We start from the raw sequence: 20,572 nt of genomic DNA on the forward strand, positions 1-20,572 counted from the left end.
ACCGGTCCCACCGGTCCGCCCGGTCCCATCACCCGCCACGACCAAGGAGTTCGGCATGGCCGTACCTGAGATCCGTACGGGACTCAGCCTGGACGATGTCCTGCTGGTGCCGCAGCGCACCTCGGTGGTGAGCCGCTCGGCGACCCGCCTGGACACCACGCTCGGCGCCGGCATCGCGCTGTCCGTTCCCGTACTGTCCGCCAACACCCCCTGGTGCACGGGGGCCCGGATGGCCGAGGCGATGGCGCGCCTCGGCGGCCTCGGGGTCGTGCACCGTATGCAGACCGCCGAGGACCAGGCCGCCGAGGTCGCGGCGGTGAAGGCCGCGCCCGTGGCCGCCGAGGACTCCGGTCCGCGTCCCGCGCTCGACGCGGAGGGACGGCTGCGAGTGGCCGCCGCGGTCGGGGTCGTCGACGACTACAAGGAGCGTGCCGAACTGCTGGTCGCGGCAGGCGCGGACGTCCTTGTCACCGATGTGGCGCACGGTCACGCGGACTATGTGATCAAGGTCGTGGAGGAGCTGCGCGCCCGCTTCCCCGGTACCACCCTGATCGCCGGCAATGTGGCGACCGCCGCCGGAACCCGGGATCTGATCGACGCGGGCGCCGATGTGGTGAAGGTGGGCATCGGCCCCGGCGGCATCTGCACCACCCGGCTGGTGGCGGGCAGCGGGGTGCCGCAGCTCACCGCCGTGCTCGACTGCGCCGAGGAGGCCGTACGGAGCGGGGTCCCGGTGATCGCCGACGGCGGTATCAAGGCGCCCGGCGATCTGGTCAAGGCGCTCGCGGCCGGCGCCCACGCGGTGATGCTGGGCAGCGCCCTGGCCGGAGCCGACGAGAGCGAGGCCGAGCTGGTCGAGCACGAGGGGCGCAAGGCCAAGGTCAGTACGGGCTTTGTCACCTTCGGCATGCGGCTGACCCTGAAGCGGGCCCGCGGCGAGGAGGTCAGCCGCGAGGAGCTGGACGAGTACACCCCGGAGGGCGTCGAGGCGACCTTCGCGTACAGCGGGAGTCTCGCGGCCACCCTGCGCCCGTTCCTCGGGGGCCTGCGCTCGGGCATGAGCTACTCCGGCGCACACGATCTGGCCGCGCTGCGCGAGCGCGCGGAGTTCGTCCGGGTCACCCCGGCCGGGCTGGCGGAGAGCCGGCCGCATGCCCTGGGGCGTGCCGAGCAGGTGCCGCTCGACTACGCGGCGGCGGTCAAATGACCACACCGGTGGATACCGGCCGGTACGGCAGTGAGCGGATGCGGGCGCTGTTCACCGACCCGGCGCGCTATGCCCTGTTCGTACGGGTCGAGGGCGCGCTGGCGGAGGTCCAGGGCCGGCACGGGGTGATCCCCGCGGAGGCGGCCCGGCACATCGCGCTCCGGGCCCGGGAGTATGTGCCCGATCTGGCCGCCGTCGCGCGTTCCGAGCGTACGAGCGGTCATGAACTCTTCTCCGTGGTGCAGGTGTTCGCCGAGTCCTGCGGACCGTACGGCAGGTACGTCCACTTCGGCGCCACCAGCAGCGACATTCTCGACACCGCGCTCGCCCTTCAGACGGACGGCGCGATCGGGCTGCTGCGGGAGCGGCTGACCGGGCTGATGGCGGCGTTGCGGGACCGGATCGGCGCGGACGGCGAACGGCTGATGATCGGTCGTACGCACGGCCAGCACGCCCAGCCGATCACCTTCGGCTTCAAACTGGCTGTGTTCCTCGACCAGTTGACACGTTGTGTGGTCCGGCTGGACGAGCTGCGGGCACGCGCCGTGATGGGCAAGGTGGCCGGGGCGGTGGGCACCCTTGCCGGGCTCGGCCCGCTCGGGCCCCGAGTGCAGCACGAGGTGCTGGAGCTGCTCGGGCTGCCCGAGCCGCAGATCAGCGCCCAGGCGGTGGCCAGGGACCGGATCGCGGAGTTCGTCTGCTGGGCCGCGCTCACCGCCGCCTGTCTGGAGAATCTGGCCACCGAGATCCGTAATCTCCAGCGCACCGAGATCGGCGAGGTCGCGGAGTCGTTCGCCGAGGGCGGCCAGATCGGCAGCTCGGCCATGCCCCACAAGCGCAACCCGGTCCGCTGCGAGCGGGTGTGCAGTCTGGCCCGGCTGCTGCGGTCCCTGGTGGGGCCCGCCCTGGAGAATGTGGTGACCTGGCACGAGCGCGATCTTGTCAACTCCGCGAACGAGCGTTTCACCCTGCCGCAGACGGGCGTGCTGCTCGACGAGATGCTGACGGTGGCGACGGCGGTGGTCACCGATCTGCGGGTGCGGCCCGACCGGATGGACGCCAATCTCGCCTTGTCCCGCAACGCGTACTTCAGCGAGGCGGTACTGCTGACCCTGATCGAGCGCGGTACGGAACGGCTGGCCGGCTACCGGACGCTGCAGCGGGCCAGCGCCGACGCCACGGCCGACGGCCGGGACCTGCTGGCGGTGCTGGCGGACGACCCGGCGGTCACCGCCCTGATACCGGCCGCCGAACTGGCGGAACTGGCCAAGACCGCGCCGGACGCCGGTGCGAGCGAGTCCCTCACCCGGGAGACCGTACGCCGGGCGGAACGGGTACTGGCCCCCGTCCCGGCGGCGGAAGGAGAGCGATGACGGACACGACAGGCAAGAGAAACGCGCGGGCCACGATCGTGGTCGGCGGACAGTGGGGCGACGAGGCCAAGGGCAAGATCTCCAGCTATCTCGCCCTGCGCGACGATCCCGCCGTGGCGGTACGGGCCGGCCTCGGCCCGGGCGCCGGGCACACCGTGGTGCACGAGGGGCGGACCCTGCGGCTGCGCCAGGTGCCGAGCGCCATCGTCAATCCGCGCACCCGGCTGCTGCTCGGAGCCGGGGTGCTGATCCGCCCGGAGGTGCTGCTGCGGGAGATCGAGGAGAACGGGGTGGCCGACCGGATCGGGGTCGACCACCGCGCCACCGTGATCGACCCCGCCCATCTCGCCGCCGAACAGGCCGACGCCGGGCTGCGCGACAAGGTGCGCAGCACCGGCAGCGGGCACGGCCCCGCACTGGCCGGCCGGGCCATGCGCGCGGCCCGCCGGGCCGAGGACATCCCCGAGCTGGCCCCCTATCTCACCGACGCGGCGGAGGAGGCGAACCGGGCCGTGGACGCGGGCGACGGGGTGCTGGTCGAGGGGACCAACGGCTTCGGCCTGTCGGTGCTGTTCGGCACGTATCCGTACACCGTCGGCAAGGACTCGACGGCCAGTACGGCCGCCGCCGACGCCGGTCTCGGACCGCTCGCCGTCGACGAGGTCGTCCTGGTCCTGCGCGCCCATCCGACCCGGGTCGGCGCCGGCCCCTTCCCCACCGAGATCGACGAGCGGGAAGCGGAACGGCTCGGGGTGGTGGAGTTCGGGACGGTGACCGGGCGGCGGCGCCGGGTGGGCGGCTTCGACATGGCGCAGGCCCGGGAGGCGGTACGGATCAACCGGCCGTCCAGGATCGCCCTGACCTTCCTGGACCAGGTGGACCCCGCGGTCCTCGGGCAGGACGGCGGCGAACTCCCGGAAGCCGCAGTGGAGTTCGTCAAACACATCGAGGAAGGACTGGAACGTCCCGTGGATCTCATCGGCACCGGCCCCGGCAGCGGCCATGTCATCGACCGCTGGGTGCGTACGGGAGGTGCCAGGTGAAAGCGGTTCCGGTATGGCGGCGCGAGAAGCTGCTCACCATCGGATGGGCCGAGGCCGGCCGGATGCTCGACGGCCTCGCCCGGGACATACGGGCCGACGGCTTCGCGCCGACGGTCATCGCGGGCATCGCCCGGGGCGGACTGCCGCCCGCCGTCGCGCTGTCGAACCTGCTGGGCGTGACCGACTTCCGGATCCTCGGCATCCCCCGCAACACCTCCAACTCCCGCTACAGCGAGCGCGGTGAGGCGGTGCTCGACTATGTGGTGCCGGAGCGGCCGCTGACCGGCGAGCGGGTGCTGATCGTCGACGACATCATGGGCGACGGCGGGACCATGGCCCTGGCCGAGAAGACCGTACGCGGGCTGGGGGCGGCCGACGTGCGCTCGGCGGTCGTGGTCCGCAACATCGGCTCACGCGGCCGCCCGGACTTCCTGGCCGTGGAGGTCGACGACTGGACGGTCTTCCCCTGGGAGCTGCCTCCCGGTGCCGAGGAGGCGGCCGGCGCCCTCGAAGGACCCCGGTGACGGCCCCCGCCACCGTCGTCCTGGACCGCGACGGCACACTGCTGGACTTCTACGAGATGTTCCACCGCTTCATCCTCGATCTGCACGACGAGGCGCGGGCGCAGCCGCCGTCCCGCGAGGAGATCCTGAGCTACCCGTACTGGACCTCGATCACCAGCGGCTCCCTGAGCATCGGGAAGGTACGGGTGCTGGACCGCGTGGACGACGTCGTACGGCGGTACATGCCGCACGGGTCGCTGTACGAGGGGGCCGTGCCGGCTCTGGACGCGCTGCGGGCAGCCGGGGTGCGGCTGGCACTGGTCAGTTCGTGGGTCGGTACGGAGCAGACACGTGAGCTGCTGCGCGCGCATGGTGTGGAGGACTGTTTCGGGCAGGTCATGACCCGGGACGACCTGCCAGGCGCGGACACCGGGCTGTCGGACGCGGAGGCCAAGGTGGTGCTGGCCCGCCGGGCCCTGGACCGTCTCGGGCACCGTGCGGCGGAGCGGCTGTTCGTGGTCGGGGACACCCCGGCCGACATCACGCTCGGGCGCCGTCTGGGGGCGGTCGTGGTCGGGGTCCGTACGGGAAACGGCGGCATGCTGCCGTCGGCTCCCCCGGACGGACCGGATGTGCTGCTACCGTCGGTCGCCCGTCTCGCCGAGCTGGTCCTCACCGCAGCGGAGGAGATCCCATGAGCCGGCCCAACGATGTCGGCGGCGCCGAGGGGTTCGGCACGCTCGCCGGCGCACTCCCGCCCGACCCGCCGATCGTGGCGGCGTACGGTCCCGACGGGCGCTCCGCGTGGGGCGCCGACTGGCAGGCCCGGGTGTGGGCGCTGATCGCCGTGCTCGGCATGAACGGTGTCTGCTCGGCCAGCGAGCTGCGTGACGCCGAGGAGCGTGCGGACCCGGGCGAGTTCCTCGCGTCGTCGTACTACGAGCGGGTCGTCGGCGGGATGGAGCGGCTGCTAGAGGAACGCGGACTCCTGAACGACACGGCTGACGCGGGCGGCACGGGTGACGCACGCGACTCTGACGGTACCGGCGGCGCCGACGGTACGGGCGGCACGGCTGACCGTACGGGCGACACGTGACCGGGACCCCGCCCCCGTCCCCGGCCTTCCGGGTCGGCCAGCCGGTCCGGGTGCGGGCCGCCGACCCGCCGTACCACACCCGGGTGCCCCGCTATGTCCGCGGCCACACCGGTCTGGTCCGTGCCGTGCAGCCCGTCTGCGAACTCCCCGACGACGTGGCCCGGCGCCGCTCGCCCGCGCGGAGCCTGCCCGTCTACAGCGTCGCCTTCGCCGCGAGCGGACTGTGGGGCGGGGCTCCTTCGGGTACGGGCGACGAGCTGGTGTGCGATCTCTGGGAGTGCTATCTGGACGCTGCCGGGCCCGGCGGCGCCACCGATCAGGAGGAACGACCCCGATGAGCGGAGAACACACCGATCTGCCGGTCGCCGCCCGGGTGCGGCGGCTGGAGGCCCGGCTCGTCGCCGCGGGGCTGGTGACGGACGAGCAGCTCGACGCCGTACTGGAGCGGCAGCTCTACCGGGCCACGCCGTTCAACGGCGCCAGGCTGGTGGCCCGCGCCTGGACCGACCCGGACTTCCGCGCCCTGCTGCTGGACGACGCCGAAGAGGCGCTGGAACAGGCGGGGCTGGGCGGTCTGCTCGCGCCCGACGAGCATCTGCGCGTGGTGGAGAACACCGCCGGGACGCACAATGTCGTGGTGTGCACGCTGTGTTCGTGCTATCCGCTGCTGCTGCTCGGGCCGTCGCCGAGCTGGTACCGCAGTGACGCCTACCGGGCCCGGGTGGTCCGCGAACCGCGCGCCGTACTGGCCGAGTTCGGGTACCGGGTGCCGGACGGAACGGCGGTCCGGGTGTGGGACGCGACGGCGGAGGCCCGCTACATGGTGCTGCCGCGCCGCCCGGCCGGCACCGGGCATCTGGACGAGGAGGCCCTGCGCGGCCTGGTCACCCGCTCGGGGCTGATCGGCACGGCTCCGGTGTAGTGCCTTCGTACCCCACGGGCGGGGTCCGGGGACAGCCTCCCCGGACCCCGCCCGTGGGGTGTCCACGGCCCGTCAGGGGGCGGCGAAGCGCGTCACGGCGTCGAGGTAGTCGGTCGGGTCGGACAGCCCGGCCTCACGGAACGCCTCGCGCCGCTCGTAGCAGGTGCCGCAGGTCCCGCAGTGCCGCTCGCCGCCCTTGTAGCAGGACCAGCTCCGCTCCAGCGGTGCCCCGAGCCTCGTCCCGTGCGCGGCGATATCCGACTTGGACCAGGTGATGAACGGCGCCTCCACGGAGGGCGTCGGGAAGCCCTCGTTGGCGACTTTCACCAGCTCGCCGAGCGCGTCGAGGAACGCCGGGCGGCAGTCGGGGTAGATGAAGTGGTCGCCCGCGTGCATGCCCAGCGCCACCGTACCGGCGCGGTGCGCGACACCCACCGACACCGCGACATTGGCGAGGACCGCGTTGCGGTTCGGTACGACGGTGGCCCTCATGGACTCCTCCGCGTAGTGCCCGTCCGGAACGCTGACACTGTCGTCAGTCAGGGCCGAACCGGCCAGTACGGAACCGAAACCGCTGAGGTCCACCACATAGTGCCGCGCCTCGTAGTGGGCGGCGATCCCGCGCGCCGACTCGATCTCCTTGCGGTGCCGCTGACCGTAGTCGACCGTCACGGCGATCAGGCCGTAGCCCAGCGCGGCGTAGTGCGCCATGAGGGTGGTGGAGTCCATACCTCCCGAGAGCACCACCACGGCGGTGAACGGGTCGGTACTACGGCTGTTCTGCTCCATCAGGAACCTCCGGTCAGGGGAAGGACACCGAGGGGAGCGGCACGGTCGGCCGCCTGCTCGCCCTCAGCCTGGCCCAGGGAGCGGTCCGTCCACATCTCGGTGCGGAACCGAAGGACGGCGGGCAGCGGGCCGAAAGGCCGGTCCGCGCGGTCCGAGACGGCCCCCGGGACAGCCCCCGGGACGGCCGAGGACGCGAAGGCCGGGGCGCGCTGCCCGGTGGAGCCGGGCGCGCCGTCGGCGAGCAGCGACCAGACGCCCGGCGGGCGGAAGATCTCCTGGAAGTCGCGGCGGCCGGTGATGCCCAGCTTCCGGTACGCGCTCGACAGGTGCAGCTCGACCGTACGGCGGGTGATGCCCAGGACGGTCGAGATGCGCCGGTTGGACAGGCCCTGTGTCGCCTGGAGGAGGATCTGCCGCTCACGGGTGGTCAGGGCGAGGATCCCGCGCAGCGAGGTGTGCTCGGGCGTGCGCTCGTCGGCCGCCGCGAGATGGGTCCTGACCTGCTCGGCCAGCGGCCGGGCGCCGCACCGGCGGGCCAGCCGTACCGCCTCGGTCAGCGCGGCCACCCCGTACTGCTGGCGGCCCAGGCGCAGCAGCAGCGCGCCCAGGTCGGCCTGGGCGAGCGCCAGATCCAGTTCGCTGCCCGCGCCCTCCAGCAGCTGGACCGCCGCGCGCAGCATGCGCTCACCGCGCAGTCCACCCGTCACATCGGCCAGTGCCCGCAGCGCCCGGCCGTGCTCCAGCGGGGTGTCCGCGGCCTCGGCGGCGCGCATCTGCTCGGCCGCCGCCTCCTGTGCCTCGTCCAGCAGCCCGGCCTGCCGCAGCAGGACGACGGCATGGATCCGCCAGGGCACGGCCGCGCTGGACCGTACCCCCGACGCGCCGTTGCGCAGGCGCAGTTCGGTCAGATCGTGTGCGGCACCGGGCAGATCTCCGCAGGCGGCGCGCAGCCGCGCCCTGGCCAGCAGGACATGGCGGTGGTACCAGCCGGGCGCCAGCTCCTCCGCGTAGTGGTGCCTGCGCAGCAGTGCCCAGGCCTGTTCGTTCCTGCCCAGGCTGGTCAGTACGTCGGCGAGCAGCCCGACGGCCTCGGCCCGGTGGGGTTCGCCGGCTTCCGCGCCGCAGGAGGACAAGCCGCCTGCGGAGTCCCCCAGTTGGCGCTGTGCCTCCTCCAACCGGCCCTGTCCGAGGGCGATCTGACCGGCCACCAGGAGCAGCAGCGGGCAACGGGGCGGGAAGGGGGCGTCACCGTGGGGGGCGTGGCGGCGCAGGTGCCCGGCGGCGGCCGCGGCAGCAGCAGCTTCTTCGTATCGCCCGTTCTGTACGAGGACCGTCAGCGCCGCCGGTACGGCCAGCGGGTGGGCCGACGACTCCTCGCCGCATTCGGCGAGGACCCGGCGCGCTTCCTCCACCGCCGACCGGCTGTCCCCGCCGCCCAGGTCGCGGCAGAGCGCCCCGATGGCGGCCGCCGCCGTGCGCAGCCCGGGCGAGGGGGCCGGGCTTTCGGACACGGACCGGGCGTCGGGCAGCGGGAGTTCGTCGAGGAGCCGGGCGGTACGGGCCGGGGATCCGGCGAAGAGACCGACGGCGGTACGGTGCAGCCGGGGCCACCGGGACAGTCCGGTGCCCGCCACGGCCGCGGCGGTCGCGGTCAGCACCCGCTCGGTGTCCTCCGGGGCGCGGGCCTCGTACAGCGCGCGGCCCACCCGGTGCAGCAGCCGTTCCCGTACGCTCTCGTCGCCCGTCGCCGCCAGCATCGCCACCGTCGCGTCGACCCCGTCGGTCCAGTCGGCGCGCAACCGCACGTCCGAGAGCAGCAGGACGGCCCGGTGGTGGTCCTCGCCGGTCGCCACCCGCAGGGCCCGCTCCAGGAAGCGCAGCGCGCCGTCGTTGTCATCGGCGGCCGCGGCGCCGCGGGCGGCCTGGAGCAGCACCTCGGTGGACCAGGAGTCGTCCAGCGGGACCGTGGACGCGAGGAGATGGCCGGCGACGCGGCCGGCCGCAGCGCCGTGCCGGTGCAGATGGCCCGCGGCGCTCAGATGCGCCGCGCTCCGCGCCATCCGGGTCATCCCGCCGGCCAGGGCCGTGCGCAGCACCGGATGCCTGAGGGTGACGGTGCCGTCGTCGGCGATCAGCCGCATCCTGACCAACAAGTCGGCGGCGACCAGGGTCTGTTCGAGCGTCATCCCGCTGAGGTGGGCGGCCAGCGGCGCGGCGTCGGCGGTGTTGTCGTCCGCCAGGGCGATGACCGCGGCGAGCCGCCCGAGGGCGGGGTCGATCGGGTCGAGCCGTCCGGTCACCGCCTCGGCGACCGCCGGGAGTACGGCCGTACCGAGCACCGCGGCGTCGGTGGCCCTCGGGTCCTTCTCGCGGGCCCAGCGCAGCAACTCCCCGAGCATGAACGGGTTTCCGGCGCTGAGACGGTGGCAGGCCGCGGCGAACTCGGGCGGTACGCCGCGCCGCAGGACGGCGCGTACCGCGGCGGCGGTGTCCCGCTCGGACAGTCCGTCCAGTACGAGCTGCTGGGTGCCCTGTAATAAGCCGGCCAACTCCCTTGGTGCCGTGGCGGGTTCGCCCTGCCGTATGGAGAGGGCCATGACGACGGGCAGCCGGGCGCAGGCCTCCCGCATCCGGTGCAGCTCGTCCAGTGTGGCGGCGTCGGCCCGGCACGCGTCGTCGACGGTGACGACCAGCGGGGCGTGCCCGGCGGCCTCCCGTACGGCGTTGCGCACCACGGCGGGCGGCACCGGTGCCGGAGCGGCCGGATCGAGTCCCTGGACGCCGGCGGTCCGTTCGCCCGCCGCCCGCAGTGCGGCACCGGGGGCGCTTCCGGCGGGCAGCACCGCCAGCAGTTCGTCGAAGAGACCCTGCTCGATCCGGTGGCAGGGGCGGGCGCAGTCCAGCCGGATGACCGAGCATCCCCGCTCACGCGCGGAGACCCGGAACTCGTGCAGTAACGCGCTGCGTCCCACGCCCAGTTCGCCGGTGAATGAGTAGACGGTCATGCCGGTCCGCGCGCTGTCGCGCACGGCGTCGCCGAACAGGCGCAGTTCTTTACGTCGGCCGGTGAAATGAGGTGAGTGCTTCTCGCCGGTGGCCATGACACCTCTCCGTTCATAGATCCGCTCGCCCCGGAACTGATCTCTCCGGTCCGTGGGCGCTACGAAGACATAACCCGTGAAGGATGACGTGGAAAACAGCACGAATTCGCCACAGTCGCTCACCAGAAGCAGACACAACCGCACATTGGGCTGCCGTACGGCCGGCGGTCATCTGCCCCTGGCCAGGGCGGACCACGGCCCGGCCGCCCCGGGAGTCCTGTCCGGGTTCGCCCCGTCCCGGGTCCGGCTCATGCGCGAGAACGGCCAGGACTCCCCGTTCATGTGCGGACAGCACATGCCGGACGATGGCCGACCGGCCGCCGAGCTGTTCGCAACATCGTCTACGGGCGGGAAAACCCGCTGGTCAGAGGCTCTCCGGAAGGATCAGGGCCCCATTCCCCGGGAGGTGTGCCGAGAAGCTCGGCGATACGGGCGGGGCCGGGCAGGGGACCGTGGTCGCCGCTCACGCGGAGCGCGGCGCCCGCGGTGAGATGGCCGAGGCGGAGGGCGCGGACCATGTCCTCGCCGCGCAGCAGCCCCGCGAGGAATCCGGCGGCGAAGGCGTCGCCCGCCCCGACCGGTTCGACAACATCGACCTTCGGTGCGGGTACGGCGTGTACGTGGGCGCCGTCGAAGGCGGTCGCCTCATGGGCGCCGTCCTTGACCACGAGGATCCGGGGTCCGGGCAGCAACGCCCTTACACCCGCGGCCTCCAGCTCGTCTCCCCACAGTGCGCGCGCCTCGTCCAGCCCGACAAAGGTGATGTCCGCCCGGTTCGCGAGATCGTGGAGTACGGAACCGGCGGTGGAGGCCGTGCCGTCGTCGGCCCAGAGTGCGGGCCGGTGGTTGACGTCGAAGCTGACGGAGTACGGGCGTTCGCCGGGCGGGGTCCGCAGGGCCTCGGTGACCAGGGCCAGGCAGTCCGGCGAGAGGGCCGGGGTGACACCGCTGAGATGGACGAGGCCCGCGGTACGTACGGCCTCGTCGTCGAGGATGTCCGGGCCCAGCGCTGAGGCGGCCGAACCGCGGCGGTAGTAGTGCACCCCGGTTCCTTCGGGGGCGGGGTCCTTCACCAGCAGCCCGGTGGGCCGCCGCGGATCCGTCCGTACGCCACGGACATCGACCCCGGCCGCCGCGACCTCGGCGACGATCCGCCGCCCGAACGGATCGTCCCCCACCGCGGAAACCCACCGCACGGGCACCCCGTGATCGGCCAGATACACCGCCACGTTCGACTCCGCCCCGGCGATCCGGACCCGCAGCAGATCGGCCCCGTCCAGCGGAGCCACGGGCTCGGGGACGAAGGCGGCCATGGTCTCGCCGATACAGGCCACGGGCCCGGGAGCGGGCCGCCACCCGGCCGCCCGCGCCGGTGCCCGTGTCTGCGCCGGTGCCTGCGCCTGAGGGGTGCTCATACGGCGGCCGTCCCCGGTCGGTACGCGGCAGTCGGCAGGCCCGGGACGTCCACCCGCACCCCGAAGACCGCTCCGTCCAGTGGGCCCGGGGCGGACAGGCCGTAGCGTGCGCTGGTGATCAGGAGGGTGTCTCCGTGCAGGCATACGCCCGCGGGCTGGACGGCGGGGAGGCGGAGTTGGCGGTCCAGGGTGCCGTCCGGGGTGTAGTGGTGGACTGTGCCGGTCCCCCAGATCGCGGTCCACAGGCCGCCCTCCGCGTCGACCGTCATACCGTCGGGGCTGCCCTCGTCGAGTACGGCGAAGGTGCCGGCCGGGCCGAGTGTGCCGGTGGCCGGGGCGACCTCGTAGTGGTGGTTGACACCGCGTGCGCTGTCGGCGAGGTACATCAGGGTGCCGTCGGCACTGAACGCCGGGCCGTTGGGGACGGTGAGGCCGTCCAGCGCGCGGACGACCGTACCGTCGTGGTCGACGCGGTACAGCGAACCCGCGCCCTCGCTCGCGTCGTACGCCATGCTGCCCGCCCAGAACCTGCCCTGCGGGTCGGCGCACGCGTCGTTCATCCGCATCGCGCGACCGGTGCCGTCCTCCGGGCGGGCCGGCCAGTCGAGCTTCCCGTCCGGGCCGATCAGGCAGATACCCGTACCGGCCGCGGCGATCCACTCGCCCGGCCGCCCCTCGACCGGGGCGACCGCGCCCAGCGGTACGGGCAGACGGACCAGTGTCCGCAGCGGCCCGGTGCGGTCGTCCGGTCCGGCGAGCAGCCGTCCGGAAAGGATGTCGACAAGGACGATGCCGCCGTCCACCGCCCGTATGCCCTCGCCGAGTTCGAGCCGGTCCGTCCAGAACGGGACGGGCGTGCCCCCCTTCATCGCCCGGCCGCCGACAGGCCGGTGGCGTCGACCGCCACCGCGTCCAGGAAGGCGCGGGCGCGGGCGCGCAGTCCTTCGATGTCGCCCCCGTCGGCGGCGTCCCCGATCAGCGGGGACCCCACGCCCACCGCGATCGCGCCATGCGCCAGATAGGCGCGGGCCGCCTCCGCGTCCACTCCCCCGACCGGTACGAACGGCTCCCCCGGGAACGGCCCGCGCAGCGCCCGCAGATAGTCGGGGCCGCCCGCCTGCGCCGCCGGGAAGATCTTGAGCGCGTCGGCGCCGCGCCGCCGGGCCGCCACGATGTCCGTCGGGGTCATCACCCCGGCGAGTACGGGGAGTCGGAGTTCCTTGGCCGCCGTGATCCCCTCGCAGACGGCCGGGGTGACGATGAAGTCGGCGCCCGCGTCATGTGCCGCCCGAGCGTCCTGGGCGGTCAGCACGGTGCCCGCGCCGAGGGGCGCCGCCGGGCCCAGTTCGGCACGGGCGCGGCGGATGACATCGAGGGCGTCCCGGCCGCTGAGGGAGACCTCAATGAGCGGGATGTGCTCCTCGGCCAGGGTCAGTACGGTTCTGAGGGCGCCGTCCGCGTCGTCGCCGCGCACGATGGCGACGATCCGGTGGGCGCGCAGCGCGGTCAGCAGATCCATGTGCGGGAGTCCTTCCGGGGCTCAGTTGCTGTATCGGTCGCTGTGCCGGTCACTGGTTCCGCACCCGATTCGTCTCCTCCTCCGCCACCACGGTGAGCCGCCAGCGGACCTCACCACCGGGCGGGACGCACGCCGCGTCGCCGTCCCCGGCGGCCGCCAGGTCGAAGACGCGGCCCAGCATCGGTTCGACCCCGATGGAGCGGTACGGACGGTCCTCGGGGAAGCCGCGGAGATTGCGCCAGAGGGCGATGGACACCGGCTGCCCCTCGGCCTCGACGGCGAAGCGCAGGGCGGCCGGGCCGTCATGGACGTACACCTCCGAAGCGGAGACGACGGCGCCCACGGCCGTACCGTCGTCCGGCCCCAGCCGGTCGAGGCCGCCGCTGGTCCCAACGGCAGGCCACAGCGCCGGGGTCCAGCCGTCGCCCCCGTCCGGATAGACCCGTACCGGCGCGCCGTCCGCGATCCCGATCCGCGCCTCCTCCGAGAGATCGAGCAGCGCGTGCGCCGCCCACAGGAACCGGTAGCCGGGCTCCGCCGTCAGCCGGTAGTCGACGACGGCCCGCCCCTCCCCGGCGCGGATCCGGCGTTCGAGACGGAAGTCCGGGCAGTCGACGGACTCGGTGCCGCCGTCCCGCCGCCAGGCGCGCGACCAGGCGTCCCCGTGGTCGGGGACGCCCCGGACCGTCGGCACGCACTCTTCGAGACCGCCCGCGTCGGCGAAGGCGTCGCCGGGAACCACCGAGGGCCGCCGAGGTTCGTCCCGGTGCCAGAGCCATTCGCGGCCCCCGGCCCGCAGCGAGGTCCAGCGTCCGCCATGGGCCGGGTCGGTGGTGATGTCAGGGGTGCTCCGGACCGAAGAGACCGGGGTGCCACGGACCGGAAAGCCCGGTGACACGTCGCTCACGCCGTTCACACCGCTCACCATTCCGCGAAGGAGCCGTCGGGGTGCCGCCACACCGGGTTGCGCCAGGCGTGCCCGGTGCGGTCGGCCGCCCGTACGGCGGTCTCGTCGACGGTGATACCGAGCCCCGGCAGCCCGGTGCGGAGCGCCTGCCCGTCGACGAAGCGGAACGGGTCGGTGTCGACGACGTACGAGAGAAGGTCGGCGTCCTTGTTGTAGTGGATGCCCCGGCTCTGCTCCTGGATCAGGAAGTTGGGTGTGCAGAAGGCGATCTGGAGGCTCGCGGCCAGCGCGATCGGGCCGAGCGGGCAGTGCGGGGCGAGCTGTGCCCCGTATGTCTCGGCGAGCGCGGCGATCCGGTGGACCTCGGAGATGCCGCCCGCGTGCGAGAGGTCCGGCTGCGCCACGGCGATGCCCGCCGCCAGCGCGGGCAGGAACTCGGCGCGCCCGTACAGCCGTTCGCCGGTGGCGATCGGTACGGAGGTGGCGCCGGCGAGGCCCGCCAGCAGATGGCCCTGCTCGGGCAGCAGAGGTTCCTCGACGAACAGCGGGTGCAGCGGCTCGATGGCGTGCAGGACCCGCCGCGCGCCCGCCGCGCCGAACCGCCCGTGCAGATCGACTGCGACATCCCGGTCCGGGCCGAGCACCTCCCGGGCGGCGGCCACCCGGTCCACCACGGCCGCGGTCTCGGCGGCGGTGGCGATCGGGGACGTACGGCCCGCCGCGTTCATCTTGACGGCGGTGAAGCCCGCTTCGACCTGGGCGGTGATCTCCTCGGTGAGCCGTACGGGTTCGTCGCCGCCCACCCACGCGTACACCCGGACCCGGTCGCGGACGGGCCCGCCGAGCAGGGCGTGCACCGGGGCGCCGTAGGTCTTTCCGGCGATGTCCCAGAGGGCCTGGTCGATGCCGGCGACAGCGCTGGAGAGCACTGGTCCGCCACGGTAGAAGCCGCCCTTGGTCAGCACCTGCCAGTGGTCCTGGATCCGCAGCGGGTCCCGGCCGATCAGATACTCGGCGAGCACGTCGACGGCGGCGCGCACCACCTCGGCCCGGCCCTCGACCACGGGTTCACCCCAGCCGACCACTCCGTCGTCCGTCTCGATACGGCAGAACAGCCAGCGGGGCGGCACAAGAAAGGTCTCGACGCGTGTGATCTTCACAGGGCCGGGCCCTCTTCGGTACCGGCCGCGCCACCGCTGCCCTTACCGCCACCAGTGCCCGTACCGCCACCACTGCCCGTACCGTCGCCGGTGCCTGTGCCGCCCGTACCTCCGCCGTGCACCCGGTCCAGGTCGCGTACCGCCTGGTCGAGCAGTGCCCGCATCGCGCGTTCCGCGCCATCCGGGTCCCGGTCGCGTACGGCGTCGAGAACGGCCCGGTGGCTGGGCACCGGATTCTCCCCGTGCAGGGTGCTGTGCACTATCTCGTCGCGGTGCGCGAGACCGGACTCGATGACCATCTCCATGCGTTCCAGCAGCTCGTTGTGGGTGGCCGCGAGGAGCGCGCGGTGGAAGCCGAGGTCCGCCGCCACCGCGTGCGCGGCGCCTCCCTCGGTCTCCCCCATCGCGCTCAAAGCCGCTTCGAGCGCGTCGAGGTCGGCGTCGGTGCGGCGCTCGGCGGCCAGCCGCACCGCGGCCGGCTCCATGATGCTGCGGACCTCGCCGAGGTCGCGCAGCAGCGTCAGGTCCGTACCGTTGCCGGGGCCCGTACCGCCCGCGAACTGCCAGCGCAGGACGTCCGCGTCGAGCAGGTTCCAGTCGGAGCGCGCCCGTACGAAGGTGCCGCGCTTCTGGCGCGCGTCGACCATCCCCTTGGCCGCGAGGACCTTCAGCGACTCCCTGAGGGCGGTCAGGCTGACATCCAACTCACGCTGCAACGACACCAGATCGAGTGTCGCCCCCTCGGGGATCTCGCCGCTGAGCACCCGGCGCGCGAGAGTCTCCACGGTCTGGCCGTGCACTCCGCGGCGCGCGTATGGCGTCATGTCGTTGTGTGCCTTTCTGCTGGGGGGTTTCGGGTACGGCGAGGTCAGGCCGAGGCTTTGACGACGGACCAGCCGCCGTCCACGAGCAGGCTCGACCCGGTGATGTAGGACGCCTCTCCGGCGGCGAGGAAGGCGATGGCGGCGGCGACCTCCGCCGGGGTGCCGAACCGCCGGGCCGCCGTCTCCGCCACGCTCTTCCGCCGGTCCTCCTCGGAGACCCGGTCCCAGGCGGCGGTGAGGATGGGTCCCGGCAGCACGGCGTTGACGCGCACTTCCGGCCCGTACTCGACGGCGAGCTGTCCGCACAGCGAGAGCAGGGCGCCCTTGGACGCGGCGTAGGCGGGGTGTCCGGGGATGCCCTTGTGCGCGTGTACGGAGGAGGTCAGCACGACGGCGCCGTGGTGGGCGCGCAGGTCGGGCAGGACGGCGCGGAAGCCGAGGAACCCGCCGGTGAGGTTGACTGCGATCTGGCGCTCCCAGGAGGCGAGGGTCATCTCGTGCGCGGGGGTGACGTCCACCGTATACGCGTTGCTGACGAGGACGCGGACCGGCCCGAAACCGTGGGCTGCGGCGACGATCCGCTCCCAGTCCCCCTGGTCCGCCACATCCGCGCGGACGAACTGCGCGCGGCCGCCCCCGTCCCGTACGGCCGCGGCGACGGCCTCGCCGCGCTCGGCCGCGACATCCGCGAGGATCACGGCGGCGCCCTCCGCGGCGAGCCGTTCCGCGGTGGCCGCGCCGATGCCAGAGGCGGCTCCGGTGACCACGGCCACCTGGCTGTCGAAGCGGGTGGTTCCGTTCATCGGGCGGACTCCTGTTCCAGGACGACCAGTTCGGCGTCGTACTGCGCGGTCCAGGCGAACGGCAGTCCGTAGTGGACGAGATGGGCGCCGCTGTAGCGGGTGCCGGTGGCCCGGTCCGTGTAGTGGGCGGCCGGGTCCAGACCGCGCAGCCGCAGCCGGTCCGCGCGCCCGGGCACCAGTGGCGCTCCGTCCAGCCGTCCGGTGTTCCAGGCGGTGACGGCGATCCGGGCGCCGCCCGGCTCCTCGTACTGCATACCGCAGGTGGGGTCGGCGGGGCTGTTCAGGATCCGGGCCTCGCCGTGGTGGATCACGTCACGGATCTCCTTGTAGCGGGCCACCCACCGGGCCGCCTCGGCGCGCCGCTCCGGCGACCATTCACGGATGTCCGCGCCGATGCCGAGGACGCCCGCCATGGAGGCGACGAAGCGGAAGGCGAGCGAGCGCGGGCGCGGGTCGAAGACGCCCGGCGAGTCGGTGACCCAGCAGCTCATGGTGTGCGGTGCGTGCGCGTGCAGATAGCCGTACTGGATGGCCAGCCGGTCCATCGGGGCGGTGTTGTCGCTGGGCCACACCACATCCGTACGGGCGATGGTGGCGTGCTCGATACGGCCGCCTCCGCCGGAGCAGCCCTCGACCGTGACGTGGGGGTGGCGGGTGCGGAGGTGGTCGAGGACACGGAGATAGCCGGCGACATGCGCGGCGTCCAGGTCCTGTTCCTCGACGGGGCCGCCGCCCGGCCTGCCGCGTTCGGTCGGCGGGCGGTTCATGTCCCACTTGAGGTAGCTGATGTCGTGGGCGCCGAGGAGCCGGTCGAAGGTGGCGATGACGAAGTCCTGGACATCGGGGCGCCCGAGGTCGAGCAGGAGCTGTTCGCGTACGAGGGTGGCGGGGCGGCCCTCGATCCGGTAGACCCAGTCCGGGTGTTCGGCGTACAGCGCGGACTGGGGGCTGACCGCCTCGGGTTCGACCCAGAGGCCGAAGTCCATCCCGGTGGCGCGCACTCGGGCGATGAAGTCGTCGAAGCCGTCCGGGAAGTTGGCCGGGTCGGGGTGCCAGTCGCCGAGTCCGCCGGTCTCGTCGTGGCGTCCGGTGAACCAGCCGTCGTCCACAACGAACAGTTCGGCGCCCATCTCGGCGGCGTGGCGGGCGAGTTCGAGCTGGCTCGCGGCGTCGACGTCGAAGCCGGTGGCTTCCCAGGAGTTGTAGAGGACCTTGCGGGTGCGGTGCATCCGCTCGCCGGTCAGGCTGCGTTCGTAGCGGTGCCAGACCCGGGCCAGTCCGTCGAGCCCTTCCGGGCTGAACGCGCAGGCCAGCCTGGGGGTGGTGAGGGTGGCGCCGGGGGCGAGGCGTACGGCGCTCTCGTGGAGCAGCCGTCCCGCGCGGATCCGGACGGCGCCGCCCGGCTCGGCGTCGGCGCTGATGCGCCAGTTGCCTGACCATTCGAGGGCGATGCCGTACGTGGGGGTGGCGGGCCCGTCCGGTTCGGCTGCGTCCTGGACGGCGAGCCAGGGCGCGTAGGCGTGCCCCGGCACGCCCTGGGAGGAGGCCATCTCGAAGCGGCCGCGGGTGAGTTCGAGCTGGGTGCGCTGGAATTCCTGCGACCACTGGCCGGTGAGGTACGTGAGCCGGGCGCCGCCCTCGACCGGGACATTGACCCCGGCGGAGTCGAGGCGCTCGATACGCAGCTCCTGGTCACCGACGCAGGTGAGTTCAGTCCAGCGGAGGATCACATCGGTGCCCGGGACGGTCTCGTAGCACAGTGCCGCGCCCAGTCCCTGCTTCTCGTCGGTGAACTCCAGCCGCAGCGCCCGCTCCCCGTCCGCGGTGGCGGCGGCGAACCGCCACCAGGTGCCGCGGTCCTCCCCGGGCCGCTGCACGGTCAGATCGGCGCCGGTGAAGGGCCGCAGTCCGTACGGGATGTACTCGGCGGGTGCCGCGTCGGCGCGGGTGAGGAAGTGCGTACGGTTCGGCCGCTCGAAGGGCGAGGGTCCGGTCTCGGCGCCGTGCGGTCCCCAGGCGGCGAGTTCGGCCCACCGTCCGTCGTCGGTGACGCGCACGGCGTACGCGGTGTTCTCGGTGCGCAGCAGCCACCGTTGGCGCGGGGTCACTTCACTGCTCCCAGATTGAGGCCGGCCACGAAGTGGCGCTGGAACTTGAGGAAGACGAGGACGGTCGGCAGGGCCGCGATCACGGATCCCGCGGCGATGACGTTCCACATGGAGACGTACTGGCCCTGGAGTCCGATGAGGGAGGCGGTGATGGGCATCCGGCTGTCGGTGCGCAGCACGGTGATGGCCCAGAGCAGGTCGTTGAAGATCCAGGTGAACGACAGGGCGCTGAGCGCGGCCATGGCGGGCCGGGCGAGCGGCATGATGATGCGGCTGTAGATCTGCCACGGGTTCGCGCCGTCGATGACCGCGGCCTGCTGGATCTCGGGCGGTACGGACCGCATGAAGCCGTGCAGGACGAACACGTAGAACCCGACGCCGAATCCGACCTGCACCCCGATCAGCGCGTACAGCGTGTCGTAAATGCCGAGCATCTCGCTGAGCTTGGAGACGGGTACGAGCAGGATCTGCGCGGGCAGCAGGTTCCCGCCGAGCATCAGCAGCAGAAGGGTGCGGCGCAGCGGCAGGGCGTACCGGCTGAGCGCGAAGGCCGCCATGGAGGCGAGCAGCAGCGACAGCAGCACGGTCGGCACGGTGACGAGCAGGCTGTTGATGAGCGCGCGCTGCTGGCCGCCGTCGACCCAGGCCTGGCGGAAGCCGTCCAGGGTGAAGGAGTGCGGCAGGCTGCCCACGCCATGGGCGGCGACGTCGTCGAAGGAGCGGACGCTGGTGACGAGGACGAGCGCGATGGGCAGCAGCCACAGCGCGGAGATCAGTCCGGCACCGAGGTGGAACCCGGCGGTCCCCCACATCCTGCGCCGGTCGCGCCGGCCCGCGGGTGGTGCCTGGGCGGGGGTGGCGGTCATGAGTCGGCCTCCCGGAAGGCGCGCAGGAGATAGGACACGATGACCCCGAAGGCCAGGACGAAGATCACCACGGCGAGAGCGGAACCGTATCCCAGCCGCAGCGACTGGAAGGCGGTGGAGTACATATACGTGCTCAGCAGTTCGGAGGAGTGGTACGGGCCGCCGCGGGTGAGCGACCACACCACGTCGAACGAGCGCAGCGAGTCGATCACGACGACGGACAGCACGACCGCGTTGACACTGCTGAGCTGCGGCAGTGTGATGTGACGGAACTGCTGGCGGCGAGTGGCGCCGTCGACCTTGGCCGCTTCGTACAGCACCGGGTCGATGCCCTTGAGCCCGGCGAGATAGAGCACCATCACATAGCCGATCTGCCGCCACAGCGCGGGCACGATCACGGCGTACAGGGCGGTGTCCTGGTCGGCGAGCCAGGAGCGGGTGAGCCCGTCGAGCCCAATCCCTTCGAGGGTCTTGTTGATCAGCCCGTCCGGCTGGTACATCGCCTGCCACACCAGGGCCGTCGCGACCAGCGAGAACACCACCGGAAGGAACAGCGCGGCCCGGTAGAAGCCGACCCCCCGGCGCTCCCTCTGGAGCAGGAGCGCCGCGCCGAGGCCGAGGACCACGGAGAGGCCGCCGAAGAGCACCAGCCAGATGACTGTGTCGAGTGCGGCGGTACGGAAGATCTCGTCGCCGAACATCTCGCGGAAGTTGGCCAGGCCGATGAACTTCGGGGCGCTGACCCCGTCCCACTGGGTGAAGGCGAGGTAGAAGCCCTGGACGGCGGGCCAGAACACCCAGAACGCCTCGATGAGCAGTGGTACGAGGACGAACGCGAGCACCAGGGGCGGGACCCTGGTGGCCCGCTTGCGGGCCGGGGTCCGCCCGGCGGCCCGTTGCCGGGTCTTCCCGGGCGGCGCGGTGACGACCGCCATG

At 72.9% G+C, this 20,572-nt stretch carries 20 protein-coding genes; 8 read left to right on the forward strand and 12 right to left on the reverse strand.

The window, feature by feature from the left end; all coding sequences use genetic code 11:
- The first annotated feature begins 55 nt into the window (after nucleotides 1-55).
- The 8 genes from ACFU9P_RS01955 to ACFU9P_RS01990 are packed head-to-tail and all read left to right on the forward strand — an operon-like array spanning nucleotide 56 to nucleotide 6,144.
- On the forward strand, nucleotides 56-1,207 hold the full coding sequence (locus tag ACFU9P_RS01955; protein ID WP_384077144.1) for an IMP dehydrogenase: 1,152 nt from the start codon (nucleotides 56-58) through the stop codon (nucleotides 1,205-1,207).
- A complete protein-coding gene (purB, locus tag ACFU9P_RS01960) occupies nucleotides 1,204-2,580 on the forward strand; it encodes an adenylosuccinate lyase (RefSeq protein ID WP_384077146.1) in 1,377 nt (458 codons plus the stop codon). The genes ACFU9P_RS01955 and purB overlap by 4 nt, the downstream gene beginning before the upstream one ends.
- Nucleotides 2,577-3,623, forward strand: a complete 1,047-nt coding sequence (locus ACFU9P_RS01965) for an adenylosuccinate synthetase (protein ID WP_384077148.1) — start codon at nucleotides 2,577-2,579, stop codon at nucleotides 3,621-3,623. The genes purB and ACFU9P_RS01965 overlap by 4 nt, the downstream gene beginning before the upstream one ends.
- Nucleotides 3,620-4,147, forward strand: a complete 528-nt coding sequence (locus ACFU9P_RS01970; protein WP_384077150.1) for a phosphoribosyltransferase — start codon at nucleotides 3,620-3,622, stop codon at nucleotides 4,145-4,147. Before ACFU9P_RS01965 ends, ACFU9P_RS01970 begins: the two co-directional genes overlap by 4 nt.
- Nucleotides 4,144-4,824 carry an HAD family hydrolase gene (locus tag ACFU9P_RS01975; protein WP_384077152.1) on the forward strand — a complete coding sequence of 227 codons (681 nt, stop codon included), beginning with the start codon at nucleotides 4,144-4,146 and terminating at the stop codon, nucleotides 4,822-4,824. Before ACFU9P_RS01970 ends, ACFU9P_RS01975 begins: the two co-directional genes overlap by 4 nt.
- Nucleotides 4,821-5,222 carry a hypothetical protein gene (locus tag ACFU9P_RS01980; RefSeq protein WP_384077154.1) on the forward strand — a complete coding sequence of 134 codons (402 nt, stop codon included), beginning with the start codon at nucleotides 4,821-4,823 and terminating at the stop codon, nucleotides 5,220-5,222. The genes ACFU9P_RS01975 and ACFU9P_RS01980 overlap by 4 nt, the downstream gene beginning before the upstream one ends.
- Nucleotides 5,219-5,560 (forward strand): SH3-like domain-containing protein, encoded by a 342-nt coding sequence (locus tag ACFU9P_RS01985; RefSeq protein WP_384077156.1) that lies wholly within the window; start codon nucleotides 5,219-5,221, stop codon nucleotides 5,558-5,560. Before ACFU9P_RS01980 ends, ACFU9P_RS01985 begins: the two co-directional genes overlap by 4 nt.
- A complete protein-coding gene (locus ACFU9P_RS01990; protein WP_384077158.1) occupies nucleotides 5,557-6,144 on the forward strand; it encodes a nitrile hydratase subunit alpha in 588 nt (195 codons plus the stop codon). Before ACFU9P_RS01985 ends, ACFU9P_RS01990 begins: the two co-directional genes overlap by 4 nt.
- Before the next feature lie 72 nt (nucleotides 6,145-6,216).
- Here ACFU9P_RS01990 and queC read toward each other — a convergent pair whose 3' ends face one another.
- The 12 genes from queC to ACFU9P_RS02050 all read right to left on the reverse strand — a co-directional run bounded on the left by queC (nucleotide 6,217) and on the right by ACFU9P_RS02050 (nucleotide 20,571).
- Nucleotides 6,217-6,933, reverse strand: coding sequence for a 7-cyano-7-deazaguanine synthase QueC (gene queC, locus ACFU9P_RS01995; RefSeq protein ID WP_376376611.1), 717 nt, complete (start codon nucleotides 6,931-6,933; stop codon nucleotides 6,217-6,219).
- A complete protein-coding gene (locus tag ACFU9P_RS02000; RefSeq protein ID WP_384077160.1) occupies nucleotides 6,933-10,034 on the reverse strand; it encodes a LuxR C-terminal-related transcriptional regulator in 3,102 nt (1,033 codons plus the stop codon). The genes queC and ACFU9P_RS02000 overlap by 1 nt, the downstream gene beginning before the upstream one ends.
- A gap of 341 nt (nucleotides 10,035-10,375) precedes the next feature.
- A complete protein-coding gene (locus ACFU9P_RS02005; RefSeq protein WP_384077162.1) occupies nucleotides 10,376-11,449 on the reverse strand; it encodes a sugar kinase in 1,074 nt (357 codons plus the stop codon).
- Nucleotides 11,446-12,318 carry an SMP-30/gluconolactonase/LRE family protein gene (locus ACFU9P_RS02010; protein WP_384077164.1) on the reverse strand — a complete coding sequence of 291 codons (873 nt, stop codon included), beginning with the start codon at nucleotides 12,316-12,318 and terminating at the stop codon, nucleotides 11,446-11,448. Before ACFU9P_RS02010 ends, ACFU9P_RS02005 begins: the two co-directional genes overlap by 4 nt.
- Nucleotides 12,315-12,968 (reverse strand): bifunctional 4-hydroxy-2-oxoglutarate aldolase/2-dehydro-3-deoxy-phosphogluconate aldolase, encoded by a 654-nt coding sequence (locus ACFU9P_RS02015; protein ID WP_384077166.1) that lies wholly within the window; start codon nucleotides 12,966-12,968, stop codon nucleotides 12,315-12,317. Before ACFU9P_RS02015 ends, ACFU9P_RS02010 begins: the two co-directional genes overlap by 4 nt.
- 49 nt (nucleotides 12,969-13,017) lie before the next feature.
- Nucleotides 13,018-13,875, reverse strand: a complete 858-nt coding sequence (locus ACFU9P_RS02020; protein WP_384077168.1) for a hypothetical protein — start codon at nucleotides 13,873-13,875, stop codon at nucleotides 13,018-13,020.
- Nucleotides 13,876-13,889: 14 nt separating this feature from the next.
- Nucleotides 13,890-15,035, reverse strand: coding sequence for a galactonate dehydratase (gene dgoD, locus ACFU9P_RS02025; RefSeq protein ID WP_384077170.1), 1,146 nt, complete (start codon nucleotides 15,033-15,035; stop codon nucleotides 13,890-13,892).
- Entirely contained in the window at nucleotides 15,032-15,859 is an 828-nt protein-coding gene (locus tag ACFU9P_RS02030; protein WP_384077172.1) for a FadR/GntR family transcriptional regulator, read from the reverse strand. Before ACFU9P_RS02030 ends, dgoD begins: the two co-directional genes overlap by 4 nt.
- A 44-nt stretch (nucleotides 15,860-15,903) precedes the next feature.
- Complete coding sequence (locus ACFU9P_RS02035; protein ID WP_384077174.1) at nucleotides 15,904-16,662, reverse strand: SDR family NAD(P)-dependent oxidoreductase; 759 nt, start codon at nucleotides 16,660-16,662, stop codon at nucleotides 15,904-15,906.
- Nucleotides 16,659-18,770, reverse strand: coding sequence for an alpha-galactosidase (locus ACFU9P_RS02040; protein WP_384077176.1), 2,112 nt, complete (start codon nucleotides 18,768-18,770; stop codon nucleotides 16,659-16,661). Before ACFU9P_RS02040 ends, ACFU9P_RS02035 begins: the two co-directional genes overlap by 4 nt.
- Complete coding sequence (locus tag ACFU9P_RS02045; protein ID WP_384077178.1) at nucleotides 18,767-19,636, reverse strand: carbohydrate ABC transporter permease; 870 nt, start codon at nucleotides 19,634-19,636, stop codon at nucleotides 18,767-18,769. Before ACFU9P_RS02045 ends, ACFU9P_RS02040 begins: the two co-directional genes overlap by 4 nt.
- On the reverse strand, nucleotides 19,633-20,571 hold the full coding sequence (locus ACFU9P_RS02050) for a carbohydrate ABC transporter permease (protein WP_384077180.1): 939 nt from the start codon (nucleotides 20,569-20,571) through the stop codon (nucleotides 19,633-19,635). The genes ACFU9P_RS02045 and ACFU9P_RS02050 overlap by 4 nt, the downstream gene beginning before the upstream one ends.
- Nucleotide 20,572 lies beyond the last annotated feature (1 nt).

The sequence above is a fragment of the Streptomyces sp. NPDC057617 genome (assembly GCF_042800555.1).
Classification (GTDB): domain Bacteria; phylum Actinomycetota; class Actinomycetes; order Streptomycetales; family Streptomycetaceae; genus Streptomyces.